The 16539-nt window shown below is 47.7% G+C and carries 16 protein-coding genes; 8 read left to right on the plus strand and 8 right to left on the minus strand.

Annotated features, from left to right (window positions below):
• Positions 1 to 213: 213 nt before the first annotated feature.
• The 5 genes from leuC (at position 214) to J0895_RS18505 (ending at position 7378) form a co-directional block, all read left to right on the plus strand.
• Positions 214 to 1617 carry a 3-isopropylmalate dehydratase large subunit gene (leuC, locus tag J0895_RS18485; RefSeq protein ID WP_207089477.1) on the plus strand — a complete coding sequence of 468 codons (1404 nt, stop codon included), beginning with the start codon at positions 214 to 216 and terminating at the stop codon, positions 1615 to 1617.
• A gap of 187 nt (positions 1618 to 1804) precedes the next feature.
• On the plus strand, positions 1805 to 2398 hold the full coding sequence (gene leuD, locus J0895_RS18490; protein WP_207089478.1) for a 3-isopropylmalate dehydratase small subunit: 594 nt from the start codon (positions 1805 to 1807) through the stop codon (positions 2396 to 2398).
• 275 nt (positions 2399 to 2673) lie between these two features.
• Positions 2674 to 4869, plus strand: coding sequence for a Tex family protein (locus J0895_RS18495; protein ID WP_207089479.1), 2196 nt, complete (start codon positions 2674 to 2676; stop codon positions 4867 to 4869).
• Positions 4870 to 5051: 182 nt separating this feature from the next.
• Positions 5052 to 6776: a circadian clock protein KaiC gene (gene kaiC, locus J0895_RS18500; RefSeq protein ID WP_207089480.1), complete on the plus strand. Its 1725-nt coding sequence runs from the start codon at positions 5052 to 5054 to the stop codon at positions 6774 to 6776.
• Between the two features lie 245 nt (positions 6777 to 7021).
• Positions 7022 to 7378, plus strand: a complete 357-nt coding sequence (locus J0895_RS18505) for a circadian clock KaiB family protein (RefSeq protein ID WP_207089481.1) — start codon at positions 7022 to 7024, stop codon at positions 7376 to 7378.
• A 129-nt stretch (positions 7379 to 7507) separates the two neighbouring features.
• Here J0895_RS18505 and J0895_RS18510 read toward each other — a convergent pair whose 3' ends face one another.
• From J0895_RS18510 to J0895_RS18540, 7 genes are all read right to left on the minus strand, one after another.
• Positions 7508 to 7867, minus strand: coding sequence for a carbon dioxide-concentrating mechanism protein CcmK (locus J0895_RS18510; protein ID WP_207089482.1), 360 nt, complete (start codon positions 7865 to 7867; stop codon positions 7508 to 7510).
• 121 nt (positions 7868 to 7988) lie between these two features.
• Positions 7989 to 8294 carry a BMC domain-containing protein gene (locus J0895_RS18515; protein WP_207089483.1) on the minus strand — a complete coding sequence of 102 codons (306 nt, stop codon included), beginning with the start codon at positions 8292 to 8294 and terminating at the stop codon, positions 7989 to 7991.
• Between the two features lie 144 nt (positions 8295 to 8438).
• Positions 8439 to 8783, minus strand: a complete 345-nt coding sequence (locus tag J0895_RS18520) for a cupin domain-containing protein (protein WP_207089484.1) — start codon at positions 8781 to 8783, stop codon at positions 8439 to 8441.
• Between the two features lie 171 nt (positions 8784 to 8954).
• Positions 8955 to 9737: an SAM-dependent methyltransferase gene (locus J0895_RS18525; protein ID WP_207089485.1), complete on the minus strand. Its 783-nt coding sequence runs from the start codon at positions 9735 to 9737 to the stop codon at positions 8955 to 8957.
• A 46-nt stretch (positions 9738 to 9783) separates the two neighbouring features.
• Positions 9784 to 10086, minus strand: coding sequence for a hypothetical protein (locus J0895_RS18530; protein ID WP_207089486.1), 303 nt, complete (start codon positions 10084 to 10086; stop codon positions 9784 to 9786).
• Positions 10087 to 10236: 150 nt separating this feature from the next.
• Positions 10237 to 11298: an ABC transporter permease gene (locus J0895_RS18535; protein WP_242541401.1), complete on the minus strand. Its 1062-nt coding sequence runs from the start codon at positions 11296 to 11298 to the stop codon at positions 10237 to 10239.
• Positions 11299 to 11423: 125 nt separating this feature from the next.
• A complete protein-coding gene (locus tag J0895_RS18540) occupies positions 11424 to 11936 on the minus strand; it encodes an adenine phosphoribosyltransferase (protein ID WP_207089487.1) in 513 nt (170 codons plus the stop codon).
• Positions 11937 to 12448: 512 nt separating this feature from the next.
• On the opposite strand from J0895_RS18540, the gene J0895_RS18545 reads away from it, so the two are divergent.
• From J0895_RS18545 to fmt, 3 genes are all read left to right on the plus strand, one after another.
• Complete coding sequence (locus J0895_RS18545; protein ID WP_207089488.1) at positions 12449 to 13078, plus strand: DUF3038 domain-containing protein; 630 nt, start codon at positions 12449 to 12451, stop codon at positions 13076 to 13078.
• Positions 13075 to 14505, plus strand: coding sequence for a DUF4335 domain-containing protein (locus J0895_RS18550; protein WP_242541402.1), 1431 nt, complete (start codon positions 13075 to 13077; stop codon positions 14503 to 14505). Before J0895_RS18545 ends, J0895_RS18550 begins: the two co-directional genes overlap by 4 nt.
• 428 nt (positions 14506 to 14933) lie before the next feature.
• Entirely contained in the window at positions 14934 to 15941 is a 1008-nt protein-coding gene (gene fmt / locus J0895_RS18555; protein ID WP_207089489.1) for a methionyl-tRNA formyltransferase, read from the plus strand.
• A 25-nt stretch (positions 15942 to 15966) separates the two neighbouring features.
• Here the strand turns inward: fmt and J0895_RS18560 are convergent, their stop codons facing one another.
• Positions 15967 to 16359, minus strand: coding sequence for a DUF6464 family protein (locus tag J0895_RS18560; RefSeq protein WP_207089490.1), 393 nt, complete (start codon positions 16357 to 16359; stop codon positions 15967 to 15969).
• Positions 16360 to 16539 lie beyond the last annotated feature (180 nt).

A 16539-nucleotide genomic window follows, 5' to 3' on the forward strand; every position in this document is an offset into this window, starting at 1 on the left:
GTGACTTGGCGAATGCCAAGTCACGAGGACCGCACCCTAACCCTCCCCTTGCCAAGGTCCGGGGACCGTCGCTGCAGTTCATCGTAAAAAATCTACTCTTGTAAGCACCTCCCCAATCTCCTAATCTTTAATAAAACCTGCGAATTCCACCATCTTGCCGACGATTCGCTCTAAGATAAAAGATTGCACCCATCAACGAAGACCGATGAAGTTATGAGTAAGGGGACACTTTTCGATAAAGTTTGGAATTTACATACCGTCGGGACTCTAACCTCCGGACAAACCCAGTTGTTTATTGGACTGCACCTCATCCACGAAGTCACCAGTCCCCAAGCATTCGCCATGTTGCACGAACGGGAACTGAAGGTGTTGTTTCCAGAACGGACGGTGGCAACGGTAGACCATATTGTACCCACAGAAAATCAAGCGCGTCCCTTTGCCGATGTCCTGGCAGAAGAGATGATTGTCGCGTTAGAGGACAATTGTAAGGCGCATAATATTCGCTTTTATAATGTCGGTTCAGGACGGCAGGGAATTGTCCATGTGATTGCACCAGAACAGGGACTCACCCAACCGGGAATGACGATCGCCTGTGGGGATTCGCACACCTCAACTCACGGTGCCTTTGGGGCGATCGCCTTGGGAATTGGCACCAGTCAAGTGCGCGATGTCCTCGCCTCCCAAACTTTAGCTTTATCTAAGCTCAAAGTTCGGAAAATTGAAGTCAATGGCACTCTGAATCCGGGGGTCTATGCCAAAGATGTCGTCTTGCACCTGATCCGTAAATTAGGGGTAAATGGCGGCGTGGGATATGCCTACGAATATGCTGGAACCACCTTTGAGCAAATGTCAATGGAAGAACGGATGACCGTTTGTAATATGGCAATTGAAGGGGGTGCGCGATGTGGATATATTAATCCCGATCGCATCACGTTTGACTATCTCAAAGGTAGAGAATTCGCACCGAAAGGGGAAGAGTGGGATCAGGCGGTGGAGTGGTGGACGAGTATCCGCAGTGATGCAGATGCGGAATATGATGATGTGATGGTTTTTGATGCGGCAGATATTGCGCCAACGGTGACTTGGGGAATTACACCGGGACAAGGAATTGGTATCAATGAAACGATTCCTACACCGGAGGAATTATCGGACAGCGATCGGGCGATCGCGCAAGAAGCGTATCGGTATATGAAACTGAATCCAGGCGATCGCATCGCTGGAACCAAAGTGGATGTTTGCTTTGTGGGAAGCTGCACCAACGGGCGAATTAGTGATTTGCGAGAAGCGGCAAAATTTGCAAAAGGTCGTCAAGTTGCACCGGGAATTAAAGCCTTTATCGTCCCAGGTTCTGAGGAGGTAAAAAAGCAAGCAGAAGCGGAAGGATTGGATAAAGTTTTCCTAGAAGCGGGCTTTGAATGGCGTGAATCGGGCTGTTCTATGTGTTTGGCGATGAATCCAGATAAGTTGCAAGGCAGTCAAATTAGTGCCTCTTCTTCTAATCGGAATTTTAAAGGTCGTCAAGGGTCTTCGGAAGGTCGAACTTTATTAATGAGTCCGGCAATGGTTGTTGCCGCTGCGATTAATGGGGTGGTTTCTGATGTTCGGGAGTTGTTGTAGGGGATAACGACTGAAGTCGTTACTACGAACAGGGGAGAGATAACGACTGAAGTCGTTACTACGAACAGGGGAGAGATAACGACTGAAGTCGTTACTACGAACAGGGGAGAAATCGCGAAATTATGGCAGTCGGTTAAAACCGACTGCGGTTGTCGCGATAAATAGCAAGTCAAGGAGAGAAATATAGATGAGTAGTGAAGTAAAAATCATTCGGGGTCGGGGAATTCCCCTGGTGGGAAATGATATTGATACCGATCGCATTATTCCGGCGAGGTTTTTGCGGTGTGTAACCTTTGATGGTTTGGGAGAACAAGTATTTAAGGACGATCGCGCCCAATCTAATGGGACTCATCCTTTTGACCAACCTCAATATCAAGAGGCGAAATTGTTGGTGGTGAATGCTAACTTTGGCTGTGGTTCCAGTCGGGAACACGCACCCCAGGCGATCGCCCGGTGGGGAATTGATGGCATTATTGGGGAAAGTTTTGCCGAGATTTTCTTTGGCAATTGTGTGGCGATGGGGGTTGCCTGTGTCACCGCTGACCCTGCCACGGTGAAAACTTTACAAGAGGCGATCGCCCTTCATCCTAACCTAGAAATGACTTTAGATTTACAGACAAGACAGGTGCAGTTCCAAGGATTTAGTGCATCGGTTAATATGGAAGCAGGACCCCACCAAATGCTAACCACTGGCACCTGGGATACCTGTGGACAATTGGTTAGTAATCGCGATGCAATCCGCATCACCGCTGCTAAATTGCCCTATCTCGCCTGGAAATAGCGATCGCAACTCTTAATGGTAACAGGAGCATCTCAATTTTGCCTAAAAACCGATCTTACCTCTCCCCCCTGTCCCCCTCCCCTGCAAGGAGAGGGGGGAATTGACGTCTTTCTCCCCCGGACCTTGAAGGGAAGGGGGTTGGGGGGTTAGGTTTCTTTTCAAAATTGAGATGATCCCATCGTAACCGAGGGTAACCTACCCCCTCAATCCTTTAAAAAATTTAGCGAGTTTAGCGATTAGGTAGGGATTGAAACCCTTACTCGATAAAACAAGCCATGCTCAATATTCCCCATCTTATCAGTCAAGAACTCTCCGTTAACCTAGGGCAAGTTGAAAATGCCTTAGAATTGTTACAGGAAGGGGCAACAATTCCATTTATTGCCCGATATCGGAAAGAACGCACCGGGTCTTTAGACGAGGTTCAGTTACGCGATATTGCTGAACGGTTTGCTTATATTACGGAAATCGAAGACCGTAAAAAGGTAATTTTAGAGGCCATTTCCCAAGCGGGAAAACTCACCGATGAACTTAGGCTCAAAATTGAATCCTGTCAACAAAAAACTGAACTAGAAGACCTCTATCTCCCCTATCGCGCCAAGCGCCGGACTCGCGCCACCGTTGCCCGAGAAAAAGGCTTAGAACCCTTAGCGGAGTGGATTTCTGCCCTCAATCTGAGTAAAGCAACCGCCAATTTAGCCGCAGAAGCAACCAAATATCTCTCCCCAGAACAGGGAATTACCACGGTGGAAGATGCCCTGCAAGGTGCTTCCGATATTTTAGCCGAAGCGGTCTCGGAACGGGCCGAATCTCGCGCCTATTTGCGGGATTATTTCTTACAGGATGGGCGATTTGTCTCCCAGATTAAAGATGCGCATCCCGAAGGCAGTACGAAGTATGAAATGTACCGGGATTATCAGGCCAAAGTCAAGGATATTGCGCCGCATAACCTATTAGCATTGTTCCGAGGAGAAAAGGAAGAGATACTCAGTCTCGATTTGGATTTTGATGAGTCTCAGGTGTTGGGATATTTGGAGTCGAAGGAGATTAAAAATAAGGTTCCAGAGATTAGAAGCTTTTATCGGGACATGATAAAAGATGCGTTTAATCGGTTGATGAAGAATTCGCTGACAACTGAGGTGCGATCGCTCAAAAAACAAGAGGCGGATCTCGCTTCAATTAGCACCTTTGAATCTAATTTACGGGAGTTATTACTTTCTGCACCTGCTGGGATGAAACCGGCGATCGCCATTGACCCTGGATTTAGAACCGGATGCAAAGTCACAGTTCTCGATGGCACCGGGCAGTTTTTAGAATATCATACCATTTTCCCCCACACCGGGGACAGGCAACGCCCAGAAGCAGCAAAAACCATTAAAACCCTAATTGCTAAATATCAAATCGAATTGATTGCCATTGGGAATGGAACCGCAGGACGAGAAACCGATGCTTTTATTGGAGAAGTAATTAAAACCCTTACTCCCCCACCGATTAAGGTGATGGTAAATGAATCCGGTGCCTCAATCTATTCTGCCAGTGATGTGGCGCGAGAAGAGTTTCCGGATTTAGATTTAACGATCCGGGGTGCGATTAGTATTGGACGTCGCTTGCAAGATCCGTTAGCGGAATTAGTAAAAATTGACCCGAAATCCATTGGGGTGGGTCAATATCAACATGATGTGGACCAAAAGTTACTGCGGAAGAAATTAGAGGAAACGGTGGAAAGTTGCGTTAACTATGTTGGCGTAGATTTAAATACTGCTTCTAAAGAACTGCTGACTTTTGTTTCAGGATTAACGCCGACCATTGCCAAAAATATTGTCACCTATCGCAATGAGAATGGGGCGTTTAAAAATCGCCGTCAATTGCTCAAAGTGGCAAAATTAGGACCGAAAACCTATGAACAGGCGGCGGGATTTCTGCGAATTCGCGGCGGAGAGAATCCGTTAGATAATACAGCAGTGCATCCGGAGAGTTATCCGGTGGTGAAGGCGATCGCCTCGGATTTAAACGTCCCCTTAACAAACATTGCCAAAGCAGGGGACCAATTAAAATCGGTGAAACTGGATAAATATGTCACCGAACTGGTGGGAATTCCCACCTTACGGGATATTATTGCCGAGTTAGAAAAACCGGGACGAGACCCTCGTGCTCAGTTTAAATCCGCCACCTTTAAAGAGGGGGTGAATGAACTGACGGATTTGCAACTGGGAATGGAATTAGAGGGAGTAGTTACTAATGTTGCCAATTTTGGCGCGTTTGTGGATATTGGGGTACATCAGGACGGATTGGTGCATATTTCTCAACTCGCCGATCGCTTTGTGGATGATGCGAAACAAGTGGTGAAGGTGGGACAAGTGGTGAAAGTGCGTGTCCTTTCTGTGGATGAAAAGTTAAAGCGAATTAGTCTAACCATGCGATCGCAGCAGGAACGACCCAATCCCAGCAATGGAGTCAACCGCCGACCTCGTTAAACAGGGGGAAAGAAACGACTGAAGTCGTTACTACGAACCAGGAAAACCGGAAATTTACCCGTTGGTAGTTAACGACTTCAGTCGTTATCCGGGTTGATGCCGACTGAGATGGAACCGTTGGCGTGATATAATAATTACAGTGTAATTATCATCTGATTTATCAAAAATACAGTTGTAAAATCATGATTCAACAAGATTTTAAGGGAAAAACTGAACCGCAAGAGTTAGCAAAATGTCCTTCGGGTATTCGAGGTTTGGATGAAATAACCGGGGGTGGATTACCCCAGGGACGACCAACGTTAGTCTGTGGAACAGCCGGTTGTGGGAAAACCTTGATGGCGATACAGTTTTTAATCAAGGGGGTTGAGGACTATGATGAACCAGGTGTGTTTATGTCCTTTGAAGAAACTGCTGAAGAATTAAGACAAAATGTCATCTCCCTGGGGTGGGATGTGAAGGTTTTACAAGACCAAAAAAAATTAGGGATTGATTATGTGCATATCGATCGCAGCGAGTTTCAAGAAACTGGAGAATATAATTTAGAAGGATTATTTCTGCGACTGGCGATCGCCATTGATCGAGTCCAAGCCAAGCGGGTTGCCTTGGATACCCTAGAAGTGCTATTTGCAGGATTGGACAACGAGGCGATCGTGCGATCCGAACTGCGGCGGTTGTTTCGGTGGCTGAAAGAGAAAGGGGTTACGGCGATTATTACCGCAGAAAGTGGGGAAAATGCCCTCACCCGCCAAGGATTAGAGGAATATGTTTCCGATTGTGTGATTCGTCTGCAACAGCAAGTTAGCGATCGCATTGCGACTCGGACTTTACATATTGTCAAATATCGCGGGTCCAAACATGGCAGTAATGAGTACCCATTTTTAATTGAAAAAGACGGAATTTCTGTGGTTCCCATTACCTCGATTGGCCTGAACCATAAAGTGTCTACGGAACGAATTTCAACAGGAATTCACCGCCTTGATGCCATGCTGGGAGGTCAGGGATATTATCGCGGCAGTAGTGTTTTAATTAGCGGTACCGCAGGCACCGGAAAAAGTACGGTAGCAGCACTTTTTGCCCAAGCAACTTGTCGGCGGGGAGAACGATGTTTGTACATTGCGTTTGAGGAATCTCCCAACCAAATTATTCGGAATATGCGATCGATTGGGTTAGACTTAGAAAGTTGTGTTCAAGATGGTTTGCTAGTCTTTGAATCCGTCCGTCCGACTCTGTATGGGTTAGAAATGCACCTAATCAAATTCTATAATGCGATCGAAACCTTAAAACCCCAGGTTGTGATTGTCGATCCGATTTCTAATCTGCATTATGTCGGGAATGATATCGAAGTTAAATCCTTTTTAATGCGCCTGATAGACTTTCTAAAAACCCATATTATCACTTCTTTGATGACTAGCCTCACCATCAGCAGCAATATATCCCTAGAACGCACAGATATAGGGGTTTCTTCATTAATGGATACCTGGCTGATGCTGCGGGATATGGAAACCAATGGCGAACGCAATCGATTACTTTACCTGCTGAAATCTCGCGGCATGGAACACTCAAATCAAGTCCGGGAATTTCGGATGAGTTCATCCGGGGTAGAATTAATCAAAGCCTATCTTGGACCTGGAGGCGTACTCACAGGTTCAGCCCGCGCGATCCAGGAATCTCGGGAACAAGCAGACGCATTACTCCGGCAAAAAGAAATTGAAAGCAAACAACGCAACATCGAACGGAAACGGGCGGTGATTGAAGCCAAAATTCAGGCGATGCAAGCTGATTTTGAATTAGAAAAAGCCGAAATAGAACGGATGATCCATAACGAAGAGTTGGAGGAAAAAAATCACCGAGAAACTGAAATAAAAATGGGGAAAATGCGACGGTTTGAGGAGAATAGTAACTTGTAGCAGGTCTAAATTATTCCGTGACGGCTGAAAAAGCGAGTCACCCTTCCCTTGTGGGTCACCAGAGATTATCCTTTGTAGAAACTAGGCTACAATCTCCAATTCAAGTATTACCCTGCAAAGTCTGGAAGGGCTAACAAACCCTGTTCCCCCGACTCACAAGAATTCGTGTAAAGGTTTAAACTTCTGCTATTTCTCTTTTAGGAGTAGCCCCTGATATTATCAGTGACTCATTCAAGGAAAAGAACATGGAAAACCAGCCGGAAAAAATCGCCAAACCCGAGGTTGATGTATTTGAAGAGTTTTTATCTCGACCCCCGGAGGAAAAATATTTACTCCGCTTATTTATTGCCGGAAATACGCCCAATTCTACTCGGGCTTTTAACAAAATTAAAAATATTTGTGAAGAATATTTACCTGGACGATATGAATTAGAAGTTATTGATATTTATGAACAGCCAGAATTGATGGAACAAGAACAAATTATTGCTATTCCGACCTTAGTCAAAAAACTGCCGCCACCGCTACAGAAATTTATTGGGGATTTGGCGAATACTGAAAAGGTTCTCCTCGGATTAGATATTAACTATTCTTCCTCAAATTAACTGGGGCAAATTATGGGGAGTTTAAGGCAGTTTGATGCTTCACAGGAGTCCTCTTGTCCAGGCGCTGCAAGATAAGGAGCGCACACACTTGTGCGCCCCAATTGTGGGGACTTTTCGACTCATTTCCCGTTAGAGTGGTGCACCATTTCCCCGAGGGAGTCGCATCCCTTCGGTTGCTTGCCGGTATTGTTCCACACTATCGGAATAGTCAATTGGCAAGACTGCCGCAACGTTTTCGTGGGGACGCGGAATAATCACCCAGGTTTCTACGGTCGCCCCAAATGTATGCTCTACGGCATCGATTCCGGCCTCCATTGCCGCTTTGACTTCCGAGACATCCCCCCGAATCATCACGGTGAACCGCGCACTTCCAGCTCTAATATATCCGACTAAGGTGACGCGACCTGCTTTCACCATCGCGTCTGCTGCTGCTAAAATTCCTGGAAACCCCTTGGTTTCAAGTGCTCCAACTGCTTGCTGTGATGGCATCCTCTATTTCCTCAATCAAAACGGTAAAACTCCCAAACCCAATTTTACGCAGCTCGTTGACACATTTAGTCTTCAGATGCGGATTATTTTATCATTCTTTGGTCCGAGGTAGGGACAGGAATCATCGCCACTGTTCGACTGCATCGGTGTAGGCGATCGGCATGACATCGACCACATTTTCTGTGGGGTTGGCAATAATATAATGGGTGACGACCACACCCCCAGGGGTGTTCTCTCCGGCGGCAATTCCTGCCGCCATTGCCGTTTCCACCTCAGAAACGGGTCCGCGAATCGCCACCATAAACTCGGCTCTTTCCGCTAAATCGTAATGCACGAGGGTGACTCGGGCGGCTTTGACCATCGCATCGGCAGCGGCAAGCACAGCCGGAAACCCTAATGTTTGAATGACTCCAACAGCAGCAGGCATTCTCGCTCTGTCTCCTCGAACGATAAAAAGTATTCCTTAATTGTAGGAGGTTTTTAGCCCGTTTTTACCTGTAAGTTTGGATCGCAGGATGGGAGAATTAAGCCGAGGGTTGGGGCGACTCCTTCCTCTACTCTCCCGAGGATATTAGCTGGCTTTGGGATTTTCGGAAAAAGTGAGTAAAAAGGCTAAATTTTCTTCCGCTTTTAAAGCATGAGGCGCGCTACCGGGCATGAACACAAAAACACCCGGTTCTAGGATGATTTCTTTGCCTTCTAAGGTGAGGATGCCTCGCCCTTCAATTACATTGACTGTGGCATTGCGTGGGGCGGTATGCTCAGAAATATCCGTATCGGCAGCTAGGCAAAATAAGGTATATTGACAGGCTTTATCTTGCAAAACTACTTTGCTCAAAACCCCTGCCGGGGGATATTCAATCAGGGTTTTTAATTGGGTTGTAAAAGTTGCATTGTTAGGGGCGATCGCAGTCATTATTCTCTGTCTCCTTCTGGTGTTCTAGCCAATTGAATTCAATTGCCTGTCCCTCAATTTTACCAAGAAATCCAGGAATTTGGGCCGGTTTCGTTGAATTGTCCTGGTTTTGGCGGGAATATTGCCCCGCCTAGGACTGAGGAAACGAGGGTTTTTAATTTAAATTGGATCTTAATCTTTATGAGCGATCGCACAAAAGGTGACGTAGCCTAATTCATCTTGATATTTGATATAGGTCCGGCGCATTTCTAACACCCGTTCTCGTAACTGCGGATTGGTTAAGATATTTTTGGCAATGCGGATGGTTCCCCCGACCCCTTCATCGTGAATCAGTTGGGACAGGCTCAATAATTCCATGCCACCGCCATCGGTTTGCTGCACTTGTAAGCCGGCTTGTGCATAAAGCTCTTGCCAACGCTTGAGGGAAAGGGGAGAGGAATTGACTCGGATTACTTTGGCTAAGACTTGATGAATCTCGTCTTCTTTGTCCCGAACTAGCATTTCTTGGGAGAGAAATTTACCTCCGGTTTTGAGTTTTTTGCGAATGGATTCAACCAATTTGGTTTTTCCCGGGAGGGATTGCAGGGTTAAAATCGCTTCGGCTAAAACATAATCAAATTCTCCGGGGATCTCCTCTAAACGAAAAATATCCCCTTCGATGATTTCGATTTGAGATTCCAATCCAGCCGCCCGAATATTTTGGCGCGATCGCTCAACACTTTCGGGATTTTTTTCCACCCCAACCACCCGCACTCCAAACCGTCGGGCAATGGCGATCGCACTTTCGCCAAAACTGGAGGCTAATTCCAGCACAGTTTCTCCGGGTTGAAAATTGGCCCAGTTCAATAATTGCTCTGTTGCCGCACGTCCTCCGGGTCTGAGAACCGTTTTCCCAGCAGCGGCTAAAATTTGATGTCCTGGGGCGGTTTTTAAATTTAAAGGGCCCGTTGTCATGATAGTAATTTCCTAATTTTTGATACCAAAAAGGGGTTTAAATCTCTTAACTTTTCGTTAAAAATTCTACCCGGGGCAGCAGGGGGTCTTGAACAAGACCGATTCCTGTAAACCCCCACCGATTCAGGATAGCACCTAGCTGAGAACCGGGTATCGATTCGATCGCTACTCGGTCCTTGAGGTCCGGGGCATATTTATTCATATAGCTTAAGGCATCAAAGTTTTCGCGAAATAGCAGCAAATATCCTGAATCGGCTGGTTTGTCTGGGTTATTTCCGCGATCGGGATGGGCCGCAATATAGCTACCGTCAATTTTGGACCGAATTAAATAATGAATTTGGGAGTACATAATTATCTAAATTGTTGGGATTAAATGGGATAAAACGGGTGCATCCAGGCCCTCATCCCCCCCGCCCCCCTTCGACCCTTCGACCGGCTCAGGGCTCAGGACAGGCCTCTCCCAAGATGGGAGAGGGATTTAGGGTGAGGGCATTTGCGTTTATTTGAGATTAGCCAATTTAATGCGCGGGTCAATGGATTTCAGGAGTAAATCAGCTAATAAGTTGCCAACAATTAACATGACTGACCCCATCATCAAACTGACCATGACTAGATAAATATCTTGACTTCTGACCGCATCTAAAATCAACCGTCCCAAACCGGGCCAGTTAAAGAAGAATTCCGCAATAAATGCCCCACTTAATAAACCAGCAAATTCAAAGCCCAAAATGGTGATTAAGGGATTGATAGCATTTCTGAGGGCGTGAACGTAAATGACGCGATTTTCCGGCAATCCTTTAGCGCGAGCGGTTTGAATGTAGTCTTGACGAAGGACATCTAATAATTCCCCTCGGGTAATCCGTTGCAACCCGGCAAAACTGGTAATAGAGAGGGCCAAGGTGGGTAAAATCATGTGCCAAGCAATATCCAGAACTTTGCCGAAGGGGGTGAGTTCATTGTGATAAATACTGGTCATGCCGCCTACGGGAAAGAGGGGAGAGAGTCTTTGGGCTAAAAATAGAAATAACAGGGCGGTAATGAAACTGGGAAAACCTTGTCCCATGTAACTGAGAGTCCGCAAGAACTTGTCAAGGGTGGTATTTTGTTGAACGGCGCTGAGAATTCCTAGGGGAATGGCGATCGCCCAAGTCAGGATTAAGGAAGAAAAGGACAACAGTAGAGTATTGGGAATCCGTGACCATAATAATTCCGTTACTGGGCGAAGATATTTGAAACTATACCCAAAATCTCCGCGAGTGATAATTTGGGTCAGCCAGCGGAAATATTGCTCAATCGGAGGGCGATCGAGACCGAATCTGACGGTCAAAGCATCTAAGGTTTCGGGGGCAATTTGGGGATTTTGCCGCCAGGTATCTAAGTAATCGCCCGGGGCAAGTTGAATAATGGAAAAACTCAGGGCAGAGGCTAGTAATAGGGTTAATAATGCCTGTAATAAGCGCTTAACTACATAAAAAAATGTCTCGCTGGTGAAGGCGTTAATCAGATTGTTTTTTGCCGAGTCTAGGCCTTGGCGACTTGAGGGAGTTTTAGTAGTAGCCATCGGTTTTATTTTTATTATCTATGATTGTTCTGTGGCTCATTCCCTAAAGGGTGGAGTTGTCAGGCTGTGAGGGAGCGCGAGAGAGATTAAGGGGGAATCCAGCCCGGTTTGTTCTAATCCTCTATTTAATACTCTATCAAAGTCAAAATGGGGACATTGGGGAGTCTTTGTCGTCCGTTCAAATTCTGCAATTCAATTATAAAGCAAAAGCCCACCAGTTCAGCTTGGGCGAGTTCTAAAAGTTGGACGGTGGCAACGGCAGTTCCGCCAGTGGCAATCAAGTCATCTACAATTAAGACCCGAGTACCGGGTTGGATGGCGTCCTTGTGCATGGAAAGGCGATCGCTGCCGTATTCCAACTCATACTCAATTTCGTGACAAGGGGCGGGTAATTTACCGGGTTTGCGAACGGGGATAAATCCGATGCCGAGTTGATAAGCCAAAGGGACCCCAAACAGAAAGCCGCGAGATTCCATGCCGACGATGCAATCCGGTTGGAGAGGGGCACATTTTTCCGTCATGGTATCCACTGCATACCGTAAACCCTGGGGGTCTCGCAGGAGGGTGGTAATATCCCGAAACATAATGCCCGGTTTGGGAAAGTCGGAAATGTCACGAACCAGAGATTTTATATCCATAACAGTAAAGTTTAGAAGATGAAAGAGTGCCTAGGAGGTGGGTTTAGTCTTAAATCAGGGGATGGGACTTCGCGGTTTTGGACCGGATTGGTTACCAATTGGCAAAGAATTGCCACAGAAACCCGGGGGTCTGCCCTATAGGGTAGCGATGCCCATCAGAGGCGATCGCTAGAATAAAACCGGCCAGGGTGCGATCGCGCTTTAAATCCTACCATTAACCCAGGGAGACTCAGCCCGGGGTTTCGTCCTCCCCGTCGCCCTATTCAAGCGACATCCATCCCAAAATCCGGTAAAACCAGGGATCTTTTTTGGGGTAAGGCGCTGGATTGGTAAAATAAAACATTTGGGCGTTCCCTGGTGGCAGTTGCGCCTACCAGAAAGGTGAGGCAACAGGATCGTTTGGATCGCTAGATCAAAGTTCAACTCTTTAGGTCAATACTAAAATCAAAGTTAGAGAAGGAAACCTTGCGGTCAATTGCACTCAAGTCAGTCATCGATCAAGGCTAATTACAATGAATGCTCCGGTAAGCGTAATGCAAACAACCCATCCACCCGAAACGACCACTCCGATAATTTTAGAGCATATGCCCGAACCACCCGGGTTTTCCGGGCGGGGATGCCCCAGACGCGCTAGGTTGCAAATTGACTTGCTGCTGTTGGCGATCGAAGCCTTGGACCTGAATGCATCTCAATCGATTTTAGCCATCGCCAAAGAAGAACAACTGCAAGATATTATTAAAAATCGGGTGTTCCTCTGGATACTGCGAAGCACGAATCCCCTGCGGCGTTATAGTCAACGGCGTCCCCTGAGTTTAGAGGAAGCCAAGGCGTTGGTGGCGATTTCTTGTAAGTTGTCACGGCGGATGACGGTCACGATTCGGCAATTGCTGACGGACTATCAGCAATTGCAACACAAACAAATTCCTCTGGAGCATCATTTGCGATTATCTCATTACCTAGAGCGTTTCCGGGCGCATTTCCGGAGTCGGATGAATCCGCGCCGTGCGGGGGTGGCGATTTATAATACCAATGAAAAGTTAAATGATTTGGCGATGGAACTGCTCGGGGAATTGCTGTTTTGTACCGGGACAGCAGGGATGCAACGGTTGTGGTTCAGTTTGTTTGATGGGGAGGTTGAATGAGTATTCAACGTCAATATAGTTTACCGACTTGCAAGCTGGTGTTAGAGGGGTTAACCGACGATAACCTCTCGGGCGATCGCCAGGATGGAGCCAGACCTCTGATGTCGATTTTGGTCAGTGCTGAGTGCTATTTACCCCCGCGTAAGGAACCGATTGCTGGGGGACAGGAGTTTTTTCAAAGTTTAGTGAATGTCGTCAGTCACTATGCCCAAGAATTTTTGAGTGGGGTCAAGCGGTTCTCGTTCTATACCATCCCGGTGGAACCCCGGGATGGCGTACCCACGCCGGTACAGTTGCAAAAAATTAATTCCAATTTGCACCGCTTGATTGTCCAACCCCAGGAGTCTTATAACAGTGCTCCGATTGAGATTGATTTGAGCGCGGTGCAATTGTTTGACTTGGTGGAGGCGGTGGATCAATTCTGCGCTGATAGTCAGACTCTACCCCAGATCCACGGCAATTTACGCTCTCTGAGCCGACAAGAAGCCAAGGTTCATGAACCTGTCGCCAAACGAGCGTTACCGGCAACGGTGGGACTGTCGAGTTTAGCGGTAGCGGCCCTGGCCTTTTTCTGGATGCCAATTCCGGTATATCAACGTCCCCTCGAACCCGTCCCGGCAGAGAGTTCGGAGGAGTCGCGCCCGGGAACTGGAGCGATCGCCAGTGGCAATGGTCCCGGGAGTAGTCCTGCGGGTTCCCCCCCAGGTCCCTCTTCATTCGGCACAACCCCGGTGAGCAATCGACAGATTACTGATGTCAGTGAATTGCAGCGTCTCGAACGGGAGGTTTATAACCAGATTGATCGCGCCTGGAGAACCCCTCCAACTTTTAGTGAGGCGTTAGTTTATCAAGTCGCTGCTGGGACTGATGGGGCGATTCTGGGATATAAACCGGAAAACCAAGCGGCACGGGATTATCAAGATGAAACTCCCCTATTAGATTTGGTGTACATCCCCGTTGATGGGGGGACGGCGGAGGCTGAAGAAGTAGCTGTCTTTAGAGTGGTGTTTGAACCTCCAAGCACAGTCCAGGTGAGTCCTTGGTCAAGCGATCGCTCTGAAGTCGGCGATCGCTCTGAAGTCCCGAGAGTCACTCCGGTGGCAGATATTCAAGATCCGACAGTCCTAGAATCGTTACAACAGCAGGTTTACGACACGATTGACCGCTCCTGGACCCAAAATCCCGACTTTGAGCGGGACCTGATCTATCGGATTTGGGTGAATGCATTCGGGGCGATCGTGGACTACGAAGCCACGAATTCCTTGGCAAAGACTGCTGTGAATCAAACGCCCCTGAAGGAGTTACATCAGCCCTCAGCCGATTATGTCCGCAACACCACCGGCAGTAATTCCTCTTTGGCTGAATTCCGGGTGGTTTTTACCTCCGGTGGCATTTTGCAGGTTAGCCCCTGGAAGGGTTTTCGATAGGCAGGGTCCGGGGCAACCCCTGCCCCCGCTCTTTGCCTCTCCTTGATTCTCGCTCACCTTTACCTGAACGGGTTCGAGCCTTCCATAAAATCGGTAATTTTACCCCAGGGTTACTCTGAGTGATCCAGGGATGGAGTCAGTCCGATGGACAACTGAAGCAGACAGGGATAGGACGACTGGCTGCTTCCTGAAGATAAAAGGGAACGCCAGCTTTTGATTTCGATCCAGACTGCGGGGAGACAATCCAGGGTTTGAGGTGGGTGGGGTCAGACCTGACTCCGGCAAGGGGCAACTGCCAATTGCCAAGGGAGGGCGATCGCTGCTAAATGTAATCTGTTAACTGGCAATAGTCAGTTGCTATCAACCTCGTCCCCATTCAATTCTGACGATTACCCCCTGAACCACCTACCACTGAGCGCTGAGGCAAAATGAAAGTCGTATTCTTCGGTACTCCCGAATTTGCTGTTCCCACATTACAAATTCTGTTAGCCACTCCCGAGGTTGACGTATTAGCTGTAGTCACTCAGCCAGATAGACGTCGCAGTCGCGGCAGCCAATTGGACCCTTCCCCGGTCAAAAATTTAGCCTTAGCTCATAATCTGCCCGTCTGGCAGCCCCAACGAGTCAAAAAAGACGCTGATACCCTGGCGTTTCTCAGACAGACTCAGGCGGATTTATTCGTTGTGGTGGCTTATGGACAGATTTTATCTCAGGAAATTCTGGATATGCCCACCTTGGGCTGTGTGAATGTCCATGCCTCTCTCTTACCTCAATACCGAGGGGCTGCTCCGATTCAATGGTCTCTGTACAATGGGGACGCGGAAACCGGAGTCACCACGATGCAAATGGAGGCCGGTTTGGACACCGGACCGATGTTGCTCAAGGCGGATGTCCCGATTGAACTGTTGGACAATGCCGATCGCTTGGCTCATACCCTCTCTACGGTAGGGGCTGAGTTGTTGCTGAAAACGGTGGTGAAGTTAGGCCGTCAGCAAATTCAACCTATCCCCCAAAATGACGCGGACTCGACTTATGCGCCGTTAATTCAGAAGGAGGATTATTTGCTGGATTGGTCCCGCAGTGCGATCGCCCTCCATAACCAAATTCGTGGCTTTTTTCCCAACTGCATGGCTCAGTTTCGCGGTCAGGACCTCAAAATTATGGCCACTGCACCTGTAGGCGATCGCTACTGGGAAGAGCTTCCCCCGTCATTTACCGTTCTCGAACACAATTGGCCTGCCCTCTCTCCTGGAGAGGGCAAACCCGGTGAAATTGTCAGTATTGCCAAACATATCGGGCCGATTGTCCAAACCGGCGATGGGTTTTTACTCTTACAACAAGTCCAGCTTTCGGGTAAACGCGCTCAATCCGGTTGGGATTTTGCAAATGGGATGCATCTACTCACCGGGGAAATGTTGGGTAACGTTCATGCCTAAGTGCCGATAGAAACGCGATCGCTTCCTAGTTAGGCATCGATCGCGTCTCTGCTGATTCTGATTCGGTTAATGGTTCAAAAAAGCGGCATCCCGCACAGGGTCCTTCTGGATTGACGGCACAGCGAATCAGTTCGGATTTAGCGTTGAAACGGCAACTGGCCTCTCCAATCACCCAACGACCCTCTACAAGGCTTTTTTCAATCGGGCGCTGCGCTGACTGAACGTACAGAGCAATATTTTGCAAGCGATAACGACCGGATTTCAGTTGATATCGATGGCGGCGTTCTAGAACGGCATAAGTTTTTCCTTCCAGATCCAGATAGTGACCCGGTTGCGGATTCCAATCTAAATGCACTTTCCCCAAGGATTGGGAGGCTTTGGTCAATATCACCTCTGTGGGTAAAGAATCGGGTTCCATGATTCCTCTGTGATGTTCTTTACATTTTTACGTTACCTTACACAAGAGAAACACGGTAGGGCTGGTAGCCTCGCGTCTTTAGACCGACGTGGAAAGCCCACACGAGCGGTTTTAACCGCCTACACTGTAGTCCAACCATGATGAGGGTCGTTAATGTAGCGCTCTATCGTATTTTCCGCA

This window comes from Phormidium pseudopriestleyi FRX01, from assembly GCF_017313335.1.
In the GTDB taxonomy this organism is placed as follows: domain Bacteria; phylum Cyanobacteriota; class Cyanobacteriia; order Cyanobacteriales; family Laspinemataceae; genus Laspinema; species Laspinema pseudopriestleyi.

Excerpts from the sequence above, each read along its gene's own strand:
- leuC (WP_207089477.1), top strand. The coding sequence starts at position 214 with ATGAGTAAGGGGACACTTTTCGATAAAGTTTGGAATTTACATACCGTC.
- leuD (WP_207089478.1), top strand. The coding sequence starts at position 1,805 with ATGAGTAGTGAAGTAAAAATCATTCGGGGTCGGGGAATTCCCCTGGTG.
- J0895_RS18495 (WP_207089479.1), top strand. The coding sequence starts at position 2,674 with ATGCTCAATATTCCCCATCTTATCAGTCAAGAACTCTCCGTTAACCTA.
- kaiC (WP_207089480.1), top strand. The coding sequence starts at position 5,052 with ATGATTCAACAAGATTTTAAGGGAAAAACTGAACCGCAAGAGTTAGCA.
- J0895_RS18505 (WP_207089481.1), top strand. The coding sequence starts at position 7,022 with ATGGAAAACCAGCCGGAAAAAATCGCCAAACCCGAGGTTGATGTATTT.
- J0895_RS18510 (WP_207089482.1), bottom strand. The coding sequence starts at position 7,867 with ATGCCATCACAGCAAGCAGTTGGAGCACTTGAAACCAAGGGGTTTCCA.
- J0895_RS18515 (WP_207089483.1), bottom strand. The coding sequence starts at position 8,294 with ATGCCTGCTGCTGTTGGAGTCATTCAAACATTAGGGTTTCCGGCTGTG.
- J0895_RS18520 (WP_207089484.1), bottom strand. The coding sequence starts at position 8,783 with ATGACTGCGATCGCCCCTAACAATGCAACTTTTACAACCCAATTAAAA.
- J0895_RS18525 (WP_207089485.1), bottom strand. The coding sequence starts at position 9,737 with ATGACAACGGGCCCTTTAAATTTAAAAACCGCCCCAGGACATCAAATT.
- J0895_RS18530 (WP_207089486.1), bottom strand. The coding sequence starts at position 10,086 with ATGTACTCCCAAATTCATTATTTAATTCGGTCCAAAATTGACGGTAGC.
- J0895_RS18535 (WP_242541401.1), bottom strand. The coding sequence starts at position 11,298 with ATGGCTACTACTAAAACTCCCTCAAGTCGCCAAGGCCTAGACTCGGCA.
- J0895_RS18540 (WP_207089487.1), bottom strand. The coding sequence starts at position 11,936 with ATGGATATAAAATCTCTGGTTCGTGACATTTCCGACTTTCCCAAACCG.
- J0895_RS18545 (WP_207089488.1), top strand. The coding sequence starts at position 12,449 with ATGAATGCTCCGGTAAGCGTAATGCAAACAACCCATCCACCCGAAACG.
- J0895_RS18550 (WP_242541402.1), top strand. The coding sequence starts at position 13,075 with ATGAGTATTCAACGTCAATATAGTTTACCGACTTGCAAGCTGGTGTTA.
- fmt (WP_207089489.1), top strand. The coding sequence starts at position 14,934 with ATGAAAGTCGTATTCTTCGGTACTCCCGAATTTGCTGTTCCCACATTA.
- J0895_RS18560 (WP_207089490.1), bottom strand. The coding sequence starts at position 16,359 with ATGGAACCCGATTCTTTACCCACAGAGGTGATATTGACCAAAGCCTCC.